Here is a 21,731-nt window from a genome sequence, read left to right on the forward strand (position 1 = left end):
CTTCTAAATTGTTTTAATCCGGAATTCGTCAAAATATGTTATGATATATTATATTTAAACATATTCTATGACTGGCTACGTCGAGGAAACCATGCGTCTGTTTTCAAATCTAAACTTATCACAAAAATTCAGCGTAACGCTTTTGCTGCTTTTGCTTGCGCCTATTATTGTCGTTTCCATTCTGGTCAGTCACTATATCAGCGTTAACAACTACAGGCAGACCTGCGACGCGCGCTTTGCGCTTTTGGAGCAGGTGAGCGGTAACCTGGAAAATTTTACGAATGACGCGAAGTATGTCTCCCTGAATATTTTATCGGATGCAAAAACGCAGTCCCTCCTTAAAGACTACCGTGATCCCACGATCGACGCGGTTGGCAGGCAAACGCTGACGGTAGGTTTTTCCGTTCAGCCGCTCCTTGAATCAAGGAATTATGTCGAAGCCATCAGCCTGTATGACGACGAGGGAATCATCTACCAGTATGGCCTGCGTATTGAAGCGGAGGATATGCAGTACGTCGAAGCGGTAAAGGAAGCGGAGGGAAGGCCGTTTTGGACGGCGGCCTATAAGCAGGTTTATCCGGGCGACTACTATTACCGTTACCTTGACGGTGAATACGTCGTATCGCTGCTGCGCGGAATCAATGATCTTGGAAATTATAAAACAATGCTGGGGATCGAACGAATTACCTTTGATGAAGCGTACATCGAGGCCCTCTATTCCGGTATTATGATTGGCGATGGGCGTATGTATATCGTCAACCGGGACGGGGAAGTCGTGTCATCCACCGATAAATCCATGCTGGGAAGCAACCTGTCAGGCGGCGGACGGTTTGCGGAGCTGTTCGGAAACAGCGGATATTTTGAACAGGATGGGAATGTTGTGCTCCATACGGTGCAGGATAGCCCGGATTGGAGCCTTGTGATGGAAGAGCCCAAAAGCGTCTTCCTGAGCGGGCAGAAGGAAGTAACGCTGCTGACATTTTTTAATATCCTTGTCGTGGTGTTCTTTGGAATCGCGTTCCTGCTGGTACAGAACCGCAGCATCATCCGCCCGGTATCGCTGCTTTCAAAGGATGCGCAGAATTACAGGGAAGGGAATTTCAGGATTACGACGCAGTCGAGGAGTAACGACGAAATCGGGCAGCTCAACCGCTCGCTGCGTGAAATGAACGAATATATCAGGAATCTGATCGAGCAGGAATACAAAAGCAAACTTTCGGAACGGGAGATGGAACTGGAATACCTGCAAAGCCAAATTAATCCACATTTTTTGTACAACACATTGGATAACATTCGTTGGATGGCCGTCATGGAAAACCAGCAGAAAATCGCAGACAATATCGAGGCGCTCTGCAACCTTTTCCGGCACAGCCTGAACAGCGGCAACAAATATACAACGCTCGAAGAAGAGATCAAAAGCCTTGAGTCCTATATCCTGCTACAGCGCGCGCGGTTTGAAGACAGCATCTTTTTTGAAATCAGGGTGGAGGAAGATTTACTTCCATGCAGGATCATCAAATTGGTCATCCAGCCGCTTGTCGAAAATGCGATCGTGCACGGAATTGAGCCCAAACTGGGGAAAGGGCATATCAGGATACTGATCGACAGGTGGGAAGGAAAAATGCGCTGTCGCGTTACCGACGACGGGATTGGTATTGATGCGGAAGCGATTAACAAATATATCAACGGGGAATGGGATGCAGGCAGATCGTTTGCGCTTAAAAATATCCATGACAGGATTCAGCTCGAATACGGGAAGGAATATGGGCTCAGTATACAGGGCAGCAAAAACAAAGGCTCAGTTGTCCGGTTACTGCTTCCCATACTGTACAAAACAGATGAAGAATGAAATTAAGTTACTCATAGCAGATGATGAAACAAACATCCGCCTCGGCCTCCAGACAGGCATTGACTGGCAAGAACTGGGGATCGACCGTGTATTTGCTGCGCGCGATGGACAGGAGGCATATCGCCTGTGTATGGAGTATAAAATAGAGCTGGTACTGACAGATATCCGTATGCCGGGCCTTGATGGACTGGAGCTTGGCAGGAGGCTTAACTATGAGCCACTAAGAATTGTCATTATGAGCGGGTTTGCAGACTTTGATTATGCACACGATGCAATCAAGCTTGGCGCCGTTGATTACTTATTGAAGCCGGTCAATATTCAGGCCTTAAAAGAGCTGATACAAAAACTGGTCGCCCAGATTATTTCTGTGAAAAATGCGGCGATGGCGCTTGGCGAGGAGGGCTCGTTCGGCCTGGAAATGCACCAGATCATTTTCGGCAGAGATCCCGCACTGAGCCTCAGCGAAAACAGCTTTAGCCCTTTGCTTGTACGCGCGTTTGCATATATCAACGAACGTTATGCAGATCGTATTACCGTGGAAGACGTAGCCAGGCACCTTGGGAAATCGAATAATTACTTTAGCTCCTGCTTTAAACGATCAACTGGTACCAGTTTTGTAGATTACCTTGCGCGGGTTCGAATCGAACATGCGCGGCGAATGCTGCGTACAACCTCGATGATGACTTATGAAATTGCAGATAAAGTTGGTTTCTACGATTATAAATATTTCTCAACTGTTTTCAAGCGGATCGTCGGATGCTCGCCCTCCGCATACCGTAAAAAAATGGAGCAGTGATTGCTATTGCAATTTTAGCGCGAATTTTCGCAGAAACGTCCACACTCTGAAATCGTAACAAAAGAAAGAGATTATCCATTTAAGCAGGATGATCCCTTTCTTTTGTTGCGTGCGGCTGGTAATTTGCTAACGCAGGCAGATATCACCTTTTGAAAGCGGAAGTCCACTTCGTAGAATTTTGGATAGTTTCGTAGTGTGCACCCTTCTTGAGCTCAACGATTTTGCCTATAATAAAGTCATCACCAAATACAATTCAATGAACGTCGAATGATTCCACAAAGTTTTATTTTTATGGGGAGGGAAAAATATGGAAACTGCAATTCGAAAAAGTAAGACAAAGCGTCGCCTGCTTTGTCTGCTGTTTTTGGTTCCTGCATTTGCATTTCTTGTTTATGCGCTGTATGTCCCGTTTGTATGGAATGGAGTTATGTCGTTCCAACAGTGGGATGGATTCAGTGCTCCACAATGGGTTGGCGCGGATAATTATGCAAAAGCCTTCACAAACGACACATCCCGTCTCAGCTTGCAAAATTCTGTGTTTCTGGGGCTGGTATCCACTGCAGGATCGGTTCTTCTGGGACTGTTTTTGGCGGCGCTTGTATTTAAGGTATACAGGAAGGAGGGCGCTTTTTATCGCTTGATGGCGTTTATGCCGGTAATGCTGCCTGCGGCAGTGGTCGGCTTATTGTTTACGTTTTTTTATAATTCAGACATGGGCCTGCTTAACAATTTACTCCGGTCAATCGGTTTGGATAACCTGACAACGGCGTGGCTGGAGAATAAATCGACCGTAATGTGGTGCATCGCACTCGTCAATATATGGAAAATGAGCGGTCTGACGATGATGCTCAGTTTTGCGGCGATGCAAATGCTGCCAGCCTCTATCTTTGAATCAAGCAAACTGGAAGGAGCGAGCTATCCGCGCCAGTTTTTCAGCCTGATCCTGCCATTGATCCGGCCTACTGTCCTGATGACGGCCGTCTATACGCTGACGGTGAATTTCAAATCCTACGATATTGTTTCCGTCATGACGGGAGGGGGGCCGGGCACCACCTCTTACGTTGTACCCATCAACATGGTAAAAACAGCGTTTAACTTTGGAGATTTTGGCTATGCAGCTGCACAGGGGGTGATTATCACGGTGATCGTCATCCTGATCGTGGTATTGATGAACCGGGTGTTCAAAGGAGAAAAATATGAATACTAAACGTATGAATATCAACCAGAAAACTGTCAGGGTGCACATGAAGGGCGATGGCAAGGCGCGGGGATTCAGCCGCACATTACTGATTCTCTATTGTGCGGTAATCGCATTTCCAATTATTTTCGTTGTAATGACTTCTTTCAAATCAACGTCGGAATTTTATACGAACGTTTGGGGACTGCCCCAGCATGTTGCGTGGGAAAATTACGCTACGGCATGGAATGATGCGAAAATCGGTCAATATATGCTCAACAGCGTGATCATCGTGTCCATCGTGCTTATCGTATCGCTCATTGTCGGCGCACTGGCAGGATATGCCTTGTCCAGATTCCGCATCAAACACGCGGAGATTATTATGCTTGCGATTCTGGCATGTACGATGCTGCCTTCCGAATCGGTCATTATGCCACTGTATCTGATTACATCAAAAATCGGGCTGATCGGATCGCGGATGTCGCTTATCATCCCATATATCGCATGGGGGCTCCCCATGACGATCTATATTTTTCGGAATTTTTTCGATACCATACCAAACGAACTGCTCGAGGCTGCGCGTATCGACGGCTGCACGGAGGTACAGACTTTCACAAAAGTTGCGATACCGCTTATGCTTCCGGCAATCGCTACCAACGCGATTCTGATCTTTGTCGCATGGTGGGGGGAACTTTTATGGGCGACGGTAGCGCTGGCCTCCTCGTCCATGAAAACAATACCGATCGGCATGGTTTCGTTTTCGGCACAGTTTGGCACGAATTGGGGACCGATGTGCGCTGCAATTTGTATCATACTGATCCCGCTCGTTGTCTTCTTCTGCTTTGTTCAAAAATATTTCGTGCAGGGCCTGACTGGTGGAGCGGTCAAAGGCTGAGGGAGGAAAAAATATGGCTGCAATTACGTTCAAAAACATAGGGAAAAAATATAAACAGGGTGACGTTTATGCTGTGAAAGACGTGTCCATGAAAATTGAAGACGAAGAATTCGTTGTGCTGGTAGGGCCTTCCGGGTGCGGGAAATCGACGACGCTGCGTATGATCGCTGGCCTTGAGGATATCACGGAGGGAGAGCTTTCTATCGGGGAGCGTATCGTAAACGGAGTGGAACCAAAAGACCGCGACATGGCTATGGTTTTCCAGAATTACGCCCTGTATCCGCATATGACAGTTTACGATAATATGGCGTTCGGTTTAAAGCTACGCAAAACACCCAAAGAAGAAATCGACAAACGGGTGAAAGAAGCTGCTGAAATACTCGACATTACCGAATACCTGAATCGAAAACCAAAGGCACTTTCCGGCGGACAGCGCCAACGTGTAGCACTTGGGCGTGCAATCGTACGCAACCCATCTGTATTCCTGATGGACGAGCCTCTTTCGAACCTCGACGCGAAACTGCGCGTCGCAATGCGTTCAGAGATACTCAAACTTCACAGGCGCCTGAAAACGACCTTCGTTTATGTTACGCACGACCAGACAGAGGCCATGACCATGGGAACCAGAATCGTCGTGATGAAGGATGGGTACATCCAGCAGATCGATACACCGATGAACCTGTACGAGCATCCGGCAAATCTTTTTGTGGCGCAGTTTATCGGCAGCCCGCAGATGAGCGTATGGAAGGGAAGACTCAGCAGGAAAAACGGAAAAGCCTTTGCCTGTATGTGGGGAAAGGAAATAGAAATTGACCGGGAACGGGCCGTCCAAATAAAAAAGGAGGCGTTTGGGAAGGAGGTCGTCTTTGGTATACGCCCGGAGGATATCAAAACAAAAGGGGAAACGCCTATCGAAATGAAGATAGAGGTAGAAGAGCAGACCGGCGCGGATATGTTCCTGATCGTGCTGCCGCCCGGCGGAAAAAGCGGACAGGAGCAACTTAACGCCAGGCTTTCTTCCGGATATGCCGCAGGTGTTGGCGCTTCTGTCAATCTATACCTCGATACGGCCAAGCTTCATGTTTTCGATCCGGAAAGCAAAAAAACATTGATGGAGGTCTCAGAAAAAAATGAATCATAAAAATCGGTTTTTGATCAATCATACGGGATTCCTGCCGGAAGCGTCCAAAAAATTTGTTTATGATGGCAATGCGGACTCTTTTACGGTATGCCGCTTACAGGATTTAAAGCTTACGCCGGTCTTTGAGGGCTCGTTTGAATGGCGCGTGCAATATGGTTCTTACGGCGTGGGAGATTTTTCCGGGCTTTGTGAGGAGGGGATTTACCGCATCCATACAGAGGATGGCAACAGCCGTTGCTTCATCATATGGGAAAACGCATACGATCCTCTGGCGCGTATCCTTTTGAATTTTTTTGTCTGGCAGAGGTGCGGTGACGAACAGGGCTGGAACGGCGCGTGCCATACAGGCGACCATATTTTGTTGCGTTCGTCGCAGATGCGAAGCCTTACCGGGGGCTTCCACCAGTCCAGCGATTTGCGAAAATGGGTTTTTGGCACAACCTTGGGACTTTCGGCGCTCGCTGAATATGCACTGGAAGCGGAGCCTGCCCGGGACCAGAAAATAATCGGGGAAAATCTTTGGCATGGGGCAAAATACCTTCTTTCCCTCATTACAGAGGAAGGGTGGCTTATCGACTGCACATGGATTCCGGAAGGATACGATACAAAGCTGGCGGGAAAGGGCTACGGTGATTACCGGTTCAGCTGGAAAAACAGGCAATACTATGAAAGCCCGAATAATGAGCCCTCACACTGGCAGACGATCAAATTTTTGGCGCTCGCTTCACGATACTTCAAAGAGAGCGATGCGGGTAAATCAGAAGAGTGCCTGGCGGGAGCGAAGGCTGTCTGGCGGTATATGCTTGGCCCCGGCAGCGAAATGCAAAATTACGATTTGCCGGCTTATCCGCCTTTGGGGCATGATGGTATGGCAAGGCAGTACCGGGGATATTATCAGGGTTCGGCCTTACGTTGCGCGGAGCTGGCGGGTGCGGCAATCAAGCTATTTGATGCTGAACCCTGTATGGAATACCATGACGAAGCGGTTTTGGCCCTACGGCAACTGTCAAAACTTCAGGTTGGGGGCGACGTATCCCAAAATCCTGCGGCGGCATGCTTTTGGGAAGGGGAACATTCCGACTTTTTGGCGAATAACTATTATTACTTTTTTTCCACCTCAGTACCAATCGTATTGCTCGAAGCTGCGGAAACGTGGCCAGACGATCCGGACGCGGCCATATGGCAGGGCTGCGCCAGATTGATTGCAGAACAGCATAACCAAAAACACCGGGAAAATCCTTTTGGACGCGTACCCGCAACATGGCATACAGCCGGGCACGACAGGTTTGAGACGCCTGTTATTTTCAGCTACAGCACAGAACATGACGCAAGCCGTGATGAAACAAAGGGCGGTATCGCAAGCAAAGGGAACGAAGATTTTGAAGTGTTTTACAAGGAATACAGTTTTTGCTATAACCTTGATTTGATTGCGGCTGGCGTATTCCTCACAAAAGCGGCAAAGCATTTTGGAGAGCCCGAATATACACAGACTGCTCAGCGGCAGCTCGACTGGATACTCGGTGCAAACCGGTTTGACGCAAGCAATGTGGAGGGAGTTGGATATAACCAGCCGCACAGGGGTATTTTTGGGGAATTTTTTCCTCCGGTTCCTCAAATACCGGGTGCGGTATTCACCGGAATCACAGAGGAAAGCTTCGTTGAAGAGTCCTACGGGCTGGATAACGAGTATGATATGCCTATGGTTGGCTGGATGCTTTATCTGGTCTCCCAGATCGATGGAAATAAAAATAAGCGATAGCGTCATGCGCTTCAGCAACCTGAGCGGCGAAAGGAGGTGATGCTCCAGTGAATTTCCCGGATGAAACAACAGATCGTTTTTTGAAAGCGTATATTTACGCCGTCCATACTTTTTTTGCAGTTTGTAATTTTTTTATTGACCTCTACAAACCGCTATGCTATAATAAATATCGCTGACCGGGTAAGGGAAGCATTTGAATTTTGACCAGCAGGTTGCTGGTTCAGAACCTATTATAGGTTTCAATATGGAGAGATTCCCGAGTGGCTAAAGGGAGCAGACTGTAAATCTGCCGGCGACGCCTTCGATGGTTCGAATCCATCTCTCTCCACCAACTAAAAAAGCGCATATAAAAGCGCTTTTTTAAAAATTGCGGATATGGCGGAATTGGCAGACGCGCACGGTTCAGGTCCGTGTGAAGGCGACTTCATGCAGGTTCAACTCCTGTTATCCGCACCAAAACCGTTCTTCATACAAGGGTATGCAGAACGGTTTTTTATATCCTGTACTTCTGGATTTACTGGAACGTAAAATATTTAAGAAGGAAATTGTTCTTTTTTGGTAGTACCGGATTACACAAAATGATATAATCAATTATGTAAACAAAGCAACCAACGGAGGATAGTGAATTGGGCGGAATATTCGGTGCGGCAAAAAAAGGGAATTGTGCATATGATTTGTTTTTTGGAACAGATTATCATTCACATTTAGGAACCTATCGGGGTGGAATGACAGTATATTCAGACGGGCGGTTCCTGCGGGCAATCCATGGGATTCAGAATTCACCTTTTCGCACGAAGTTCGAAAAGGACGTAGAAGATTTAACAGGGCCGATGGGTATTGGAAGTATTTCGGATACAGCTCCTCAGCCGCTTACCGTACATTCTCACCTTGGCACTTATGCCGTTGCTACGGTAGGGCGCATCAACAACTCCGATGAAATTATCAGCCGCTGTTTCCAAAATCATTTTGCTCAGTTTTCTGAAATGGGCAATGGCAAGCTGAATCCTACGGAACTGGTTGCGGCGCTGGTAGGGAGCCAGGCTACGATTGCCGAAGGAATACGTTATGCGCAGGAACTGATCGACGGCTCTATGACCATGTTAGTGCTCACGAAGGACGGGATCTATGCCGCGCGGGATAATGTAGGACGCACTTCACTGGTTTTAGGGGAAAAGGAAGACGGTTATTGCGTAGCGTCGGAAAGTTTTTCTTTTTTAAATTTAGGATATCACGATCTTCGGGAGCTTGGGCCTGCAGAGGTCGTGCTGATCACGCCGGATGGGGTGGAGCAGATATTGCCTCCGAAGAACCAGATGAAAATTTGCGCTTTCCTGTGGACATATTACGGTTATCCCACGACTTATTATGAAGGCGTAAATGTAGAGCAAATGCGTTATGAGGGGGGACGTATCCTTGCATCACGCGATAACGTACATCCTGACCTTGTGGCAGGCGTGCCGGATTCCGGTACCGCATATGCGATAGGCTATGCGAACCATTCAGGGATTCCGTTTGCGCGTCCGTTTATCAAATATACGCCCACGTGGCCGCGGTCGTTCATGCCGCAAAAGCAGGATTTGCGAAACCTCATCGCACACATGAAACTTATACCGGTAGAAGGATTGATCAAGGGGAAAAAATTGCTCATGATTGACGATTCCATCGTCAGGGGTACGCAGATGCGCGAGACTACCGAATTCCTGTATCGCAGCGGGGCGCAGGAAGTACACGTCCGTTCAGCGTGTCCGCCTATCTTGTTTGGATGCAAATACCTGAATTTCTCACGCTCTACGTCGGATCTGGACCTTATAGCACGTAAGCTGATTGCTCAGCATGAGGGCGACGCCTCAATGGAGGTCTTGCAGGAATATGCCGATCCGGACAGCGCACGCCATGTGCAGCTTACCGAAGAGGTGTGCAGGGAATTGGAGTTCACTTCGCTTCGTTATCATCGTCTGGATGATGTGCAGGCGTCTATCGGCATCGATCCATGTAAGCTATGTACTTACTGTTGGGATGGCAGAGAATAACGTAAAATTAAGCCTTCGCGTAAGCGAGGGCTTTTATATTTACCTGATATTTAATACTTTTGTAATAAATATAGTGCAAAAAAAGAAAAAATCATATATAATAGTAATGTTATATGTACATTATTTTGAAAGCAACCTCTATTGATATGCTTAAAAAGGAGTCTTGTTTTTATGCGAAGGAAATATATTAAGAAGCTGAAATATTATTCCTTTTCGTTCCGGGTACAACAATTTTTCAGAAATATCAAAGACCGCATGGTACGTCTCTCAAAAAGGAACAAATGGATTTTGACAGGCGGTATTGGTACCGTTGCGGTTGCTCTTGTCGTTTTGCTTGGTTTGGGTACCTTTGGGAACACGCCGTTTTTCAGTGTGAATGCAAGCGCGGCGGAAAGTGATTTACAGGCATTGCCGGCACAAACGGAACCCGACGCCTTGCAGGCGCTTGCACAGTCAACGCCCGAGCCTACTCCCGCGCCAACGCCAACGCCTGATCCGACTCTGAAGGAAGGAATGGAAGGCCCGGAAATATCGGCGCTGCAGCAACGCCTGATGGATCTTGGATATCTTGCGATTGATGAAACAACCGAGTATTACGGGCCTGCTACAGCCGGAGCCGTCGGTTATTTCCAGCGTCAGCATGGCCTGGAGCAAGACGGGGTATGCGGCCCGCAAACGCTTGCGATTATCAACTCCGAAGATGCAAAGCCGTACACACTGCTTGAAGGGACAAACGGAGACGACGTTAAAAGCCTGCAAAGCCGTTTGCAGGAACTTGGTTATATTGGAAGCGTGACAGGTTATTATGGAACGGAAACGATAGATGCTGTCAAAGCTTTCCAGACGCGCAATGATCTTGGCGTAGATGGAAAGACCGGCGAGATGACACTGGATTGCATTTATTCCTCAGACGCGAAACCAACCGCAGAAATGGAAGTTGCAGTACAGCGTAAAGGAAGTATAGACAGCTTTATATCGGTAGCGGAAGAGCAGCTTGGAAAACCATATGTCTGGGGGGCGTCCGGTCCAAATACCTTTGACTGTTCAGGGCTTGTGACCTATTGCCTGAGACAGGCTGGTTCTTCTACAGGGAGGCTCAATGCCGCAGGGTTTTCACAAAATTCATCCTGGGAAAAGATATCTTTTGATAATTTACAGCGTGGCGATCTGATTTTCTATACCAATAACGCCCGCAGCAAGGTTGGGCATGTAGGAATTGTGATCGGCGACGGTATGATGATAGACGCATCCTCTTCGAACGGCAAGGTTGTAAAACGCACCTATGATTCTTCTTATTGGCAAAGTCATTTCGTGTGCGGACGGCGTCCGTGGTAAAACATAAATTTATGGAATGTAAGGTCTGCAGGGTTTACCTGCAGACCGTTTTTTATTGCCACAGTCAGCTTGAGGTCGATTTATCAGTAGATTTTCCAGCCGGTTTGCATTATAATATTGAATATGAAAGATATGGTTTACTGGAAAAATGAAATACTGAAAAATGGCTTGAAATACCACATTATTACATATGGATGCCAGATGAATGAGCACGAATCCGAAAAGATTGCAGGAATTTTAGAGGAACTTGGCTACCGCCCGGCACAGGAAAAGGAAGAGGCTGATTTTATACTGTTCAACACCTGTTGTGTTCGTGAAAACGCAGAGCAGAAAACATTTGGAAATGTTGGTAAAATCAAAAAACTGAAGGAAGAAAATAAGAATTTGATTGTCGCCGTATGCGGATGTATGACGCAGCAGGAGGAAGTCGCTCATAAGCTGTCCAAAACATTTCCATTTGTGGACATCATCTTCGGCACACACAACATCCACGAGCTTTCTGGAATGCTGCTCGAACGCCTGTCCGAAAAGCAGCGTGTTTTGCGTGTGCAGCAAAGCGACGGGCAGGTACATGAAGCAGTACCGCTTAAAAGGGGCCAAGGCCCTGCCGCGTCTGTCAATATTATGTATGGCTGCAATAATTACTGCTCTTATTGTATCGTTCCTTATGTAAGGGGCGCCGAGCGGTCACGAGATGCCGATGACGTTTTGGGCGAAGTGAAAGAGCTTGAAATTCAGGGTTACCAAGAAATTATGCTGCTTGGTCAAAATGTAAATTCCTATAATGGCAAAGGTATCAATTTTTCACAGCTCCTGAACCAGATCTGTGCGGAGACCAAAATACCGCGTATCCGTTTTATGACCTCGCACCCCAAAGACCTCTCTGACGAGCTGATCGAAACCATTGCAAAGCACCCGCAGATTTGCCGCCATATCCATTTACCGGTTCAATCGGGCAGCACAAAGGTTTTGGAACGGATGAACCGTAAATATACCAGATCGGAATATCTGTCCCTTGTGGATAAAATACGCAGAGCAGTTCCCGGGATTGCAATTACAACAGACATTATTGTCGGCTTTCCCGGCGAAACGGAGCAGGATTTTGAAGATACGCTTTCCCTTGTGCGGGAGGTGCGTTTTGACGCTGCCTTTACGTTTGTGTATTCTGTGCGCAGCGGAACGGCGGCGGCAAAAATGGCGGACATGGTGGACGAAACGACAAAAAGAGAGCGTATAGTGAGGCTTGTCGCCCTGCAAAATGAAATTACTGAACAACGCAACAAAGAATACGAAGGGCAGACCGTATGCGTTTTGGTTGAGGGACAGAGCGCGCGCAATACACAGCATGTCTGCGGTAAATCGGGTTCGTTCAAGATGGTCAATTTTGAGGGAGATCCGTCGATGATCGGGACTTTTCAGGAGGTCCTGATCACGCAGGGTAAAAAAACGACGCTGTTTGGCACGGCAGTACGGAAATAAGAGGGAATTATGGCAGAATTAACACCAATGATGAAGCAGTATCTGGAGTTGAAACAGGAATATCCTGACTGTATCCTGATGTTTCGTTTGGGCGATTTTTATGAAATGTTTTTTGAAGACGCGGAGCTTGCGGCCAGGGTGCTTGAAATAGCGCTGACAGGGCGCAACTGCGGCCTTGAGGAACGCGCACCGATGTGCGGGGTTCCTCATCACTCGGTAGATAACTATATCAACAGGCTGATTGAAAACGGTTATAAGGTCGCAATTTGCGATCAGCTTGAAGATCCAAGCATCGCAAAGGGTATTGTAAAGCGTGGTATAACGCGTGTTGTGACTCCGGGCACGGTTGTTGAAAACTCTATCTTAAATGAAGCGGAAAATAATTACATCCTTTGTATCCATTATGGCGAACAAACAGTTGGCGTATGCTATTGCGACGTATCTACCGGTGAATTCTGCGTAGAGCAGCTGCCAGACGAAACGCAGCTTATGAACGAGTTGACTCGTATTAATCCGCGGGAGATATTGGTTGCAGATTCATGCGTAAAGAAGATGCTCACATTAACGGAAAAAACACGATTCAAAAATACCTTTGTAAACCCGTATTTTGACTGGGCATTTGAGCAGACAGCCGCGAAAAAAGCTCTGTGCGGGCATTTTAAGGTAAAATCCTTAAGCGGATTTGGCTGCGGGGAATTAAGCGACGCCATTTGCGCGGCAGGCGCGCTGATGCAGTATCTTGTGGATACCCAGAAAAATGCACTTTTGCATATCACTGCAATTAAAACACTGACAGGCAGCTCTTATATGGTGCTCGATCCAAGCACGCGCCGTAATCTTGAGCTGACTCAGACATTGATGGAAAACGGGAAAAAAGGTTCCCTGTTATGGCTTCTTGACCGTACTAAGACTGCGATGGGCGCGCGGCTTTTAAAGAAGCTGATCCTCCAGCCGTTAAAAAGTATTGATGCGATTGACGAACGTCTCGACGCGGTAGGCGAAATAAAGGACGATATGTACCTGCGTAATTCGCTGGTGGATTATCTTGGCAGTATTTACGATCTGGAGCGTATCATTTCCCGCATTTCCTATGGAACAATCGATGCAAAGGATTGCCTGTCACTGAAGCGTTCTATTGCTGCGTTGCCTACGCTCAAAGCGCTTTTGGAAAATTCAAAAAGCACCTTGCTAAAAGGTATTTACGAAAACATGGACGATCTTCAGGATCTTTTTGAGCTTCTGGACCATGCGATCAATGAAGACGCGCCGGTTGGAATTACAGAAGGTAATATCATAAAGCATGGATTCGATCCGGAAATCGACCAGTTGATCTTTGCATCCAAAAATGGAAAAAACTGGCTTGCGGAACTGGAAGCGCGCGAACGGGAAGAGACCGGGATCAAAAACCTGAAAATCAGTTACAATAAAGTCTTTGGCTATTTTATCGAAGTCACAAAATCATATCTTTCCCAGGTTCCTTATCGATACCTGCGCAAGCAAACCCTTACAAACTGCGAGCGTTATATCACCGAAGAGCTCAAAGAAATGGAGGATACGATTCTTGACGCAGAGGAAAAGCGCAATGCGAAGGAATATGAGGTGTTCCTGCGAATCAGGGATACGCTTGGAGATAATGTTTCCCGTATTCAGGCGTGTGCGGCCCATGTAGCGCTTTTGGATGCAATGCAGTCATTTGCCTGCGTCGCCTACGAAAATATGTATACGCGGCCACAAATGGCTGACGATGGCATTTTGGATATCAAAAATGGCCGGCATCCGGTTGTGGAAAATATCCGCAAGCAGGAGTTTGTTCCAAACGACGCATTGCTCAACAGCGATACGGATAATATGCTTTTGATCACAGGACCGAATATGGCGGGCAAAAGCACATATATGCGCCAGGTTGGGCTTATTGTGCTGATGGCTCATATCGGAAGCTTTGTCCCTGCATCGAGTGCGCATATTTGTATGGTTGACAGAATTTTTACGCGCGTGGGCGCATCGGACGACCTCGCTTCCGGTCAGAGTACGTTTATGGTGGAAATGAATGAACTTGCTAATATTCTCAATAATGCCACCTCAAAAAGCCTTCTTATTTTAGATGAAATCGGCAGGGGAACAAGCACGACGGACGGTCTATCGATTGCATGGGCCAGCGTTGAATATATTATTCAAAACCTTCAGGCGAAAACCTTGTTTGCAACGCATTACCACGAATTGGTAGAGCTTGAAAATATGTTCGAAGGAATCAAAAATTATTCCGTAGCCGTTAAGGAGATGGGAAGTGAGATCATATTCCTGCATAAAATCGTAAACGGTGGGACAGACCGCAGCTTTGGCGTCGATGTGGCTAAGCTTGCAGGACTTCCGCAACAGGTGATTGCGCGCGCAAGGGTATTTCTGGACCGTTTGCAGAATTATGAGATATCGCTGACAGACAGCAATTCAGGTATTCCAAAGGAAAAACCCAAGGCGGAATTGCCTGAATGTGTCAAAAAAATCAAAAATACGAATATTGACACACTGACTCCGATTGAGGCGCTCAATCTGGTTTATTCGCTCAATAAGGAGTTAAACGATGCTGAGTAAAAGGATTTGTGTACTGGATGAGGCCGTTTATGCGAGGATCGCTGCAGGCGAGGTAGTGGTTAATCCGGCCGCTGTCGTGAAGGAACTGATGGAAAATTCCATGGATGCGGGCGCAACGGCAATCACGGTGGAGATTTCGCAGGGCGGTAAGGAGCTGATCCGCGTGACGGATAACGGTTTGGGGATTTATCCGGAGGATGTGCCGCTTGCCATACAAAAGCACGCCACCAGCAAGATCAGCAATGTTGACGACCTTGGACGCATAGAAACGCTTGGCTTTCGTGGAGAGGCGCTGTCCAGCATGGCGGCAGTGTCAAGGCTCACAATTAAGACGCGTACTCAGGATAGTGTAGAAGGTACGATCCTGACAGTAAGCGGCGAGCATCAGCCTGAGATTATTTCCGCAGGACTGCCGGAGGGCACGACAGTAACGGTGGAGAATTTATTTTACAATATTCCTGCCCGCTTAAAATTTCTGAAAAATACTGCAAGGGAAACGACAAACGTTACATCGGTTGTTTCCAGGCTTATTTTTGCAAATCCGCACATCGCGGTCAAGTACATCAGCAATGGAAAGGTAATTTACCATAGTCCGGGGAATGGAGCGCTCAGGGATGCGGTAGTCGCCGTATATGGTAAGGAGATTGTGCCGCGGGTTGCGGAGGTAAATTTCAGTACAACCGACCTCACAATACATGGATTGATTTCAAAACCTTCGCATTTATATAAAAGCACGCACTATATGTGTTTTTTCCTGAATGGCAGGTATATCCAATCGAAAAACCTGCAGGCCGCAGTGATGCGCGGATTTGGTGAGCGGCTGCTGAGGGGGCATTATCCGTTTTCAGTATTACACCTCACTCTCCCAGCAGATCAGGCAGATGTAAATGTGCATCCGAATAAGCTCCAGGTTATGCTGCATGAGGAGCCTGAGGTTTTGGACGCACTTAACAGGGCAGTCCATGAAGCACTCAATCAGCAAAACGTCCCGCCAGTGTTGGAAATTCCACAGGCTGCGGAGCAAAATCAAGAGCTGCCGTACTCGGCGGGAAAGGAAGGGAAGCCGGACTTTCCGGAATTTCGTTCCGCCGAACGCCTCTATCAAAAAAGCGGGAGCAGGGCGGCACAGACGCCCGGGGCTTTGATGGATTACCCGGTTGCCGGGACTTCTGAGAAGCCATCCGTATACCAGCCCGATCAGGATTTTGGAGAACTGATTGAATCTGTAAAAAAATACCAGAATCCTCCGGAAGAGGAGCAGGCCGAAATCGAGGATGTGCGCCGACTGATTGATTACCGTATCATCGGACAGGTGTGGAACACATATGTTATGGTGGAAAGCAGTGAAAGCCTGTACCTCATCGATCAGCATGCGGCGCACGAGCGGATCAATTTTGAACGGATGAAAAAGGCTGCCGTTGAAGGAACGGTTGCATCGCAAAGCCTTTTGATACCTTACGTCGCTACGCTTCCTGCCGAAGATTTTGCACTGCTTCAAAAGCATGCGGAATTTTTGGAAAGTCTGGGCTTTGACTTTGAGGAGTTTGGGCCGCTAACCTTAAAGTTCAACGCGCTCCCTGTGCAGGCGGAGGTCAGCGGCGCGGAAAAAATGATCGACAATTTACTTGAAGAATTGCGCAATGTGCGCGGAAATGATGTTCTTTTGCTACGGGATACGGTAATCCGTGCCTCCTGCCGCTATAGCATCAAAGCCGGCTATCAGCTTTCAGACGCACAGATTGAGGAACTTATGCAGGAAATCACAGAGCTTGACGCAATCCCAAATTGCCCGCATGGACGGCCAATCGCAATCGTAATCAAAAAAAGCGATTTACAAAAAGGATTTAAACGTATCGTATGAAGGAACAGGTATATATTATTCTTGGGCCGACAGCTTCTGGAAAGACGGCAACTGCCATAGAACTTGCAAAGCTCAAAAACGGTGAAATCATATCTGCTGATTCCATGCAGGTTTATCGCGAAATGGATATTGGGACGGCGAAGCCGGATATGGAGGAACGACAGGGGATTGTCCACCATATGATCGATGTGGCAGCGGCGGATGAACCATATTCTGTTGCGATGTTCCAGCAGGCGGCAACAGGTTGGATCAGGGACATTCTGTCCCGCGGTAAAACCCCGGTTCTGGTCGGGGGAACCGGGTTGTATTTGAATTCGATCACATACCGTTTGGATTTTACAGATACCTCTTACGATCTGGCTTTTCGGCAAAAACTGGAAAAACGCAATGCGCAGGAGCTTCACCGGATTCTGTCAGAAAAGGATCCCCAGGCCGCTGAACGCATTCATGAGAACGATAAAAAACGCATCATCCGCAGGCTTGAGATTTTAAATAACGGGGATGGAAAAAACGGTTATGAATTCCGCAGGCCGAATGACGAATATGATTTTGTTATGGCAGGCCTTACCACGGAGCGCAAGGTGCTTTATGAGCGAATCAACAGGCGCGTAGATCTAATGATGCAGCAAGGCTTGCTGCAGGAAGCGGAAACTCTCTATCATAAGTATGGGGATACGCCAACTTCCATGCAGGCTATCGGCTATAAAGAGCTGATTGAATATTTCAAGGGAAATATGCCGCTTGACGAAGCGGTAGCCGTGTTGAAAAGAAACACCCGTCGATATGCCAAGCGGCAGCTGACGTGGTTTCGCCGTGACGAGCGGATTTGTTGGTACGATATCTCGTCTTATGCGAATGCAGCAGAGCTTGCACATCATATTTTAAATAAGGATAGGACAGCCAAATGAATTTAACTGAATATATCAGCAACCATTTTAAAATAGAAAAAAAGCTGGTGGATTTTGTTTATGAATGCGAAAATGACGTGAAGGACGTTTTCCATCGTTTTGAGGAAGTAGCCCAGGTCAACCAGTTTAAAGTGATTGAAGCTTTTCAGAAAAATAATATTTCCGCACGCCATTTTTATGCTTCCACCGGATATGGTTATGGAGATGAAGGACGCGAAAAGCTCTGCCGTGTGTTTGCAGATGCTTTCGGCGCTGAGGATGCAATCGTTTCGCCCATGCTTATGAGTGGAACCCATGCAATTTCTACTGCATTATTTGGTTTGCTGCGCCCGGGGGACACATTATTTTCCATGACGGGAAACCCCTATGATACGCTTATTTCCACCTTATATGGCGCAAGCGGATCCCTGCAGGAATTCCAGATTGCTTTTGATTGCGCAGAGCTCCAAAAGGATGGCACGATTGATATTGAACAATCGTTCAAAAAAATAAACGCCAATCCTTCCGTGAAAGTCATATACTTTCAACGGTCTACAGGATATGAAATCCGCCCTGCATTTACGGTCGGTTATCTGCAAAAAGTGATGGCCCTTGTAAAGGAAAAATTTCCGGATAAGATCATTATGGTAGATAATTGCTACGGGGAATTCGTTAATATGGACGAGCCTGTGGCAGTTGGCGCGGATGTAATGGCCGGATCGCTGATCAAAAATCCAGGCGGTGGTATCGCGCCGACAGGAGGATACATTGCAGGAAAATCCGGCTTGATCGACAGGATTGCAGGAAGTTTTTCCGCACCGGGCATCGGAACGGAAATTGGTTCCTATGCCTTTGGTTACCAGCAGTATTATCAGGGCTTTTTTATGGCTCCACACACAGTATGCCAGGCGCTCATGGGCGTTTGCCTTGCGGCACGTGTGTTTGAAAAGCTTGGTTTCCAGTCCCAGCCTTCATACAATGCCGAGCGCGGCGATATTACCCAATCGATTATCTTTGGCAGTGAACAGCCCCTGACGGACTTTGTACGCGGCATACAACGTGCCTCCGCCATTGATGGAAATGTTGTCCCATATGCCTGGGATATGCCCGGATATGATGATAAAGTAATTATGGCTGCCGGTACCTTTGTGCAGGGCGCATCCGTTGAATTAACGGCAGACGCGCCCATCAGGGAACCATACGCGGCCTATTTGCAAGGCGCGCTTACTTATGAACATGCAAAATTAGGCATTTTATATGCCCTCAATGATATGAAGATTAATATTTGATTTGATCTGATGGATGATCATTATTTTCTTAATTTGATGGCTTTGGATGCGCGTTTGCGGTTGTCCTCAGACATTGCGGCATAGTGCTTACGCGTCGTATTTACGTCTTTATGGCCCAAAACATCTGCGACAAGGTAGATATCACCCGTTTCCTGATATAGCATCGTGCCATATGTACTGCGTAGCTTATGGGGCGATATTTTTTTCAGCGGACTTACGATTCGTGCATATTTTTTGACCATCATTTCTACACTGCGCACAGAGATGCGCTTGCCCTGCATCGACAGAAAGAGGGGAGAGGACAGGTCGTAATTTCCACGGTTCTTGCGTTCGTTAAGATACGCCGTGAGTGCGCCTGCCGTTTCGTCGTCGAAATAAAGCATCACCTGGTTGCCGCCCTTACGCGTTACTTTAAAGCAGCCGTTTTTAAAATCCACATCGTTTATATTTAAAGAAACAAGCTCCGACACACGGATACCCGTAGTTAAAAACAGAGTTAAAATCGCCACGTCACGCATCACATTTTTTTTATGGTATTGCTTTTGCTTATCTGTCAGGTTTTCACCGGATTCTACCATATCAAGTAAATTGGCTACTTCGTCCGGCTCAAGGCGTATGATTGCTTTATCATGCAGCTTAGGCGTATCTAAAAGCTCACAAATATTGTTATCCAGAATGCCTTTACGATAATAATGCTTAAAAAAAGAACGCAGACAGGCAATTTTGCGTGCTTTGCCGCGTTCGTGATTTTCAATAAATTTTTCATCGTCGTCCGGAGCGGTATACAGGTTCAGGTAATCCATAAAAAGATACAGGTCATCCACAGTGATTTTTTTCAGGTCATCCTGCGTAATATCTGTGGTGCTTTTTCCAGAAAATGCAGGAAGCTCTCGTACGAGGAACTGGAAAAAAATACGGAGATCCGCAGCGTAATTAACACGCGTCAGAATCGTAGATGTATTTTCCATTGCAATAAAAAAGCTCGTTGTAAACGACGGCAGGTCACGCATGATCCCACGAAGCTTCAACGTCATTTTTTGATTTAGATTTTGATGATAGTTGGTCGACTCACTCATAATAAAAAAGGCTCCTTATCGTTACAAAACCGCTTAACCGGGCGATTTACGTATATTATAGCATAAGTGGGCTTTCAGATGCAATAACTATTCGCAAAACTTGTGTTTTGCGAATAGTTTGATTTTGGAATAAGAACCGATCAGCCACTTCCCCTTGCGGGCATATTGTAAAAAGCGGACATTTTTGAGTTTTTTCATGAGTTTATATTTCGAACAGATTCAGGTGCTTCTTTGACGTACGACATATCTTTTTCCGATGGCGCACACCTTATTATGATTTAACGTTCTTTTTGATTTGGTCGCGCGCAAGCTTATCACACAAATTGTTTAATTCGTCGTCTGCGTGTCCCTTAACTTTATACCATTTTACAACATGGTTTTTCGTTTCGTTCAAAAGCTGTTTCCACAGGTCCTGATTTTCCACAGGCTTTTTAGAAGCTGTTTTCCAGCCGTTATTTTGCCATGCAATAATCCAGCCCTTATCAAACGCATTGTGTATATAAGCACTGTCTGTAAAAACCCTTACGCTGCAACGTTCCTTTAATGCCAAAAGGCCCTGAATGGCCGCCATGAGCTCCATACGGTTGTTTGTCGTATCGGGCAAATATCCGGACAGCTCTTTCCTGTTTCCTTTATAATCAAGCACGCAGCCCCAACCGCCGGGCCCCGGGTTTCCACTGCAGGCGCCATCGCAGTATAAAATAACTTCCTTCAGCATATTACTCCTGTTTCTATTTGGATAGTTCCTTTGATTTTGCAACGCATGCGTCAACTGCCCATTCAACCACGCCGCGCGTTTCATTCATATCAAAAACCTTCATCGCCTCAATCGTCGTTCCGCCTGGAGAACATACGTTGTGTATGAGCTGGGATGGCGTATCACCCGTCTTTTTTAGCATTTCACAGGCGCCCTCAAACGTTTGTACCGCAAGGCGAAGAGATACGTCCTCAGGCAGTCCATTTTTTACGCCAGCCTTTGCAAGCGCGTCTATAAACATATAAACATAAGCCGGACCACTGCCTGAAACACCTGTTACAGCGTCCATCAGTTCTGCGGGAACATGTTCTACAATGCCAAGCGAAGAAAAAATCTGTTCAACGAAAGCCTCTTCATCCTGTGTAAGCGTACTTGGAGTCTGAAGGCAGCTGGCACCCTTCCCCACCATTAGAGGGGTGTTGGGCATAATCCGCATAATTCTTGCGGGCACCGTCAAAAGTTCTTCTATTTTTTCTGTTTTGACACCGGCTGCAATCGACACAAAGGCTTTGTCCTGTTCCTTAATCTGTGGTAAAACCGCAGGAATAATATTGGGTTTCACACACAAAAAAATAATATCTGCATTTTGTGCCAGCTCACCGACAGATGGGCAGACGGTAATACCGTTTGCAACTGATTTGGCTTTTTGTACATCGGTATCAAATACAAAGATATCCCCGCCATCCAGTATTTTATTATTTAAAATGCCGTTTATAATCGCAGAAGCCATATTTCCGCAACCGATAAAACCGGTTTTGATTATATTCAATGAAATTCACCTCATTCTTTTCAGATAATACTATTATATTAA

The 21,731-nt window shown here is 46.8% G+C and carries 16 protein-coding genes and 2 tRNA genes; 15 read left to right on the forward strand and 3 right to left on the reverse strand.

What is annotated here, in order from left to right; all coding sequences use genetic code 11:
• The first annotated feature begins 67 nt into the window (after positions 1–67).
• The 15 genes from ACS5WU_RS02070 to ACS5WU_RS02140 all read left to right on the forward strand — a co-directional run bounded on the left by ACS5WU_RS02070 (position 68) and on the right by ACS5WU_RS02140 (position 19,087).
• On the forward strand, positions 68–1,849 hold the full coding sequence (locus ACS5WU_RS02070) for a sensor histidine kinase (protein ID WP_302760486.1): 1,782 nt from the start codon (positions 68–70) through the stop codon (positions 1,847–1,849).
• Positions 1,839–2,645 (forward strand): response regulator transcription factor, encoded by an 807-nt coding sequence (locus ACS5WU_RS02075; protein ID WP_302760485.1) that lies wholly within the window; start codon positions 1,839–1,841, stop codon positions 2,643–2,645. The genes ACS5WU_RS02070 and ACS5WU_RS02075 overlap by 11 nt, the downstream gene beginning before the upstream one ends.
• Before the next feature lie 307 nt (positions 2,646–2,952).
• Positions 2,953–3,852 carry a carbohydrate ABC transporter permease gene (locus ACS5WU_RS02080; protein ID WP_302760484.1) on the forward strand — a complete coding sequence of 300 codons (900 nt, stop codon included), beginning with the start codon at positions 2,953–2,955 and terminating at the stop codon, positions 3,850–3,852.
• Positions 3,842–4,717, forward strand: coding sequence for a carbohydrate ABC transporter permease (locus ACS5WU_RS02085; protein ID WP_302760483.1), 876 nt, complete (start codon positions 3,842–3,844; stop codon positions 4,715–4,717). The genes ACS5WU_RS02080 and ACS5WU_RS02085 overlap by 11 nt, the downstream gene beginning before the upstream one ends.
• Before the next feature lie 13 nt (positions 4,718–4,730).
• On the forward strand, positions 4,731–5,858 hold the full coding sequence (locus ACS5WU_RS02090; protein ID WP_302760482.1) for an ABC transporter ATP-binding protein: 1,128 nt from the start codon (positions 4,731–4,733) through the stop codon (positions 5,856–5,858).
• Complete coding sequence (locus ACS5WU_RS02095) at positions 5,848–7,617, forward strand: glycoside hydrolase family 9 protein (protein ID WP_302760481.1); 1,770 nt, start codon at positions 5,848–5,850, stop codon at positions 7,615–7,617. Before ACS5WU_RS02090 ends, ACS5WU_RS02095 begins: the two co-directional genes overlap by 11 nt.
• A gap of 246 nt (positions 7,618–7,863) precedes the next feature.
• Positions 7,864–7,948: transfer RNA gene (locus ACS5WU_RS02100), tRNA-Tyr, on the forward strand.
• A 38-nt stretch (positions 7,949–7,986) separates the two neighbouring features.
• A tRNA-Leu gene (locus ACS5WU_RS02105) sits at positions 7,987–8,073 on the forward strand.
• 170 nt (positions 8,074–8,243) lie between these two features.
• Positions 8,244–9,647: an amidophosphoribosyltransferase gene (locus ACS5WU_RS02110; RefSeq protein ID WP_046444331.1), complete on the forward strand. Its 1,404-nt coding sequence runs from the start codon at positions 8,244–8,246 to the stop codon at positions 9,645–9,647.
• A 171-nt stretch (positions 9,648–9,818) separates the two neighbouring features.
• Positions 9,819–10,982, forward strand: a complete 1,164-nt coding sequence (locus ACS5WU_RS02115) for a C40 family peptidase (protein ID WP_046444332.1) — start codon at positions 9,819–9,821, stop codon at positions 10,980–10,982.
• Positions 10,983–11,105: 123 nt separating this feature from the next.
• Positions 11,106–12,461, forward strand: a complete 1,356-nt coding sequence (gene miaB / locus ACS5WU_RS02120) for a tRNA (N6-isopentenyl adenosine(37)-C2)-methylthiotransferase MiaB (RefSeq protein WP_046444333.1) — start codon at positions 11,106–11,108, stop codon at positions 12,459–12,461.
• 9 nt (positions 12,462–12,470) lie between these two features.
• Entirely contained in the window at positions 12,471–15,050 is a 2,580-nt protein-coding gene (gene mutS / locus ACS5WU_RS02125; RefSeq protein WP_465088908.1) for a DNA mismatch repair protein MutS, read from the forward strand.
• Entirely contained in the window at positions 15,040–16,911 is a 1,872-nt protein-coding gene (gene mutL / locus ACS5WU_RS02130; protein WP_302760479.1) for a DNA mismatch repair endonuclease MutL, read from the forward strand. The genes mutS and mutL overlap by 11 nt, the downstream gene beginning before the upstream one ends.
• Positions 16,908–17,819, forward strand: coding sequence for a tRNA (adenosine(37)-N6)-dimethylallyltransferase MiaA (miaA, locus tag ACS5WU_RS02135; protein ID WP_059108546.1), 912 nt, complete (start codon positions 16,908–16,910; stop codon positions 17,817–17,819). The genes mutL and miaA overlap by 4 nt, the downstream gene beginning before the upstream one ends.
• Entirely contained in the window at positions 17,816–19,087 is a 1,272-nt protein-coding gene (locus ACS5WU_RS02140) for a methionine gamma-lyase family protein (RefSeq protein ID WP_302761571.1), read from the forward strand. Before miaA ends, ACS5WU_RS02140 begins: the two co-directional genes overlap by 4 nt.
• 20 nt (positions 19,088–19,107) lie before the next feature.
• Here ACS5WU_RS02140 and ACS5WU_RS02145 read toward each other — a convergent pair whose 3' ends face one another.
• The 3 genes from ACS5WU_RS02145 to proC form a co-directional block, all read right to left on the reverse strand.
• The gene (locus ACS5WU_RS02145) at positions 19,108–20,163 is read right to left on the reverse strand and encodes a tyrosine-type recombinase/integrase (RefSeq protein WP_302761569.1); all 1,056 of its coding nucleotides are present in this window, start codon (positions 20,161–20,163) and stop codon (positions 19,108–19,110) included.
• 271 nt (positions 20,164–20,434) lie between these two features.
• Complete coding sequence (gene rnhA / locus ACS5WU_RS02150; RefSeq protein WP_046444339.1) at positions 20,435–20,881, reverse strand: ribonuclease HI; 447 nt, start codon at positions 20,879–20,881, stop codon at positions 20,435–20,437.
• 13 nt (positions 20,882–20,894) lie between these two features.
• The gene (proC, locus tag ACS5WU_RS02155; protein ID WP_302761567.1) at positions 20,895–21,689 is read right to left on the reverse strand and encodes a pyrroline-5-carboxylate reductase; all 795 of its coding nucleotides are present in this window, start codon (positions 21,687–21,689) and stop codon (positions 20,895–20,897) included.
• Positions 21,690–21,731: the final 42 nt, after the last annotated feature.

The organism is Christensenella sp. KGMB01412 (assembly GCF_055522415.1).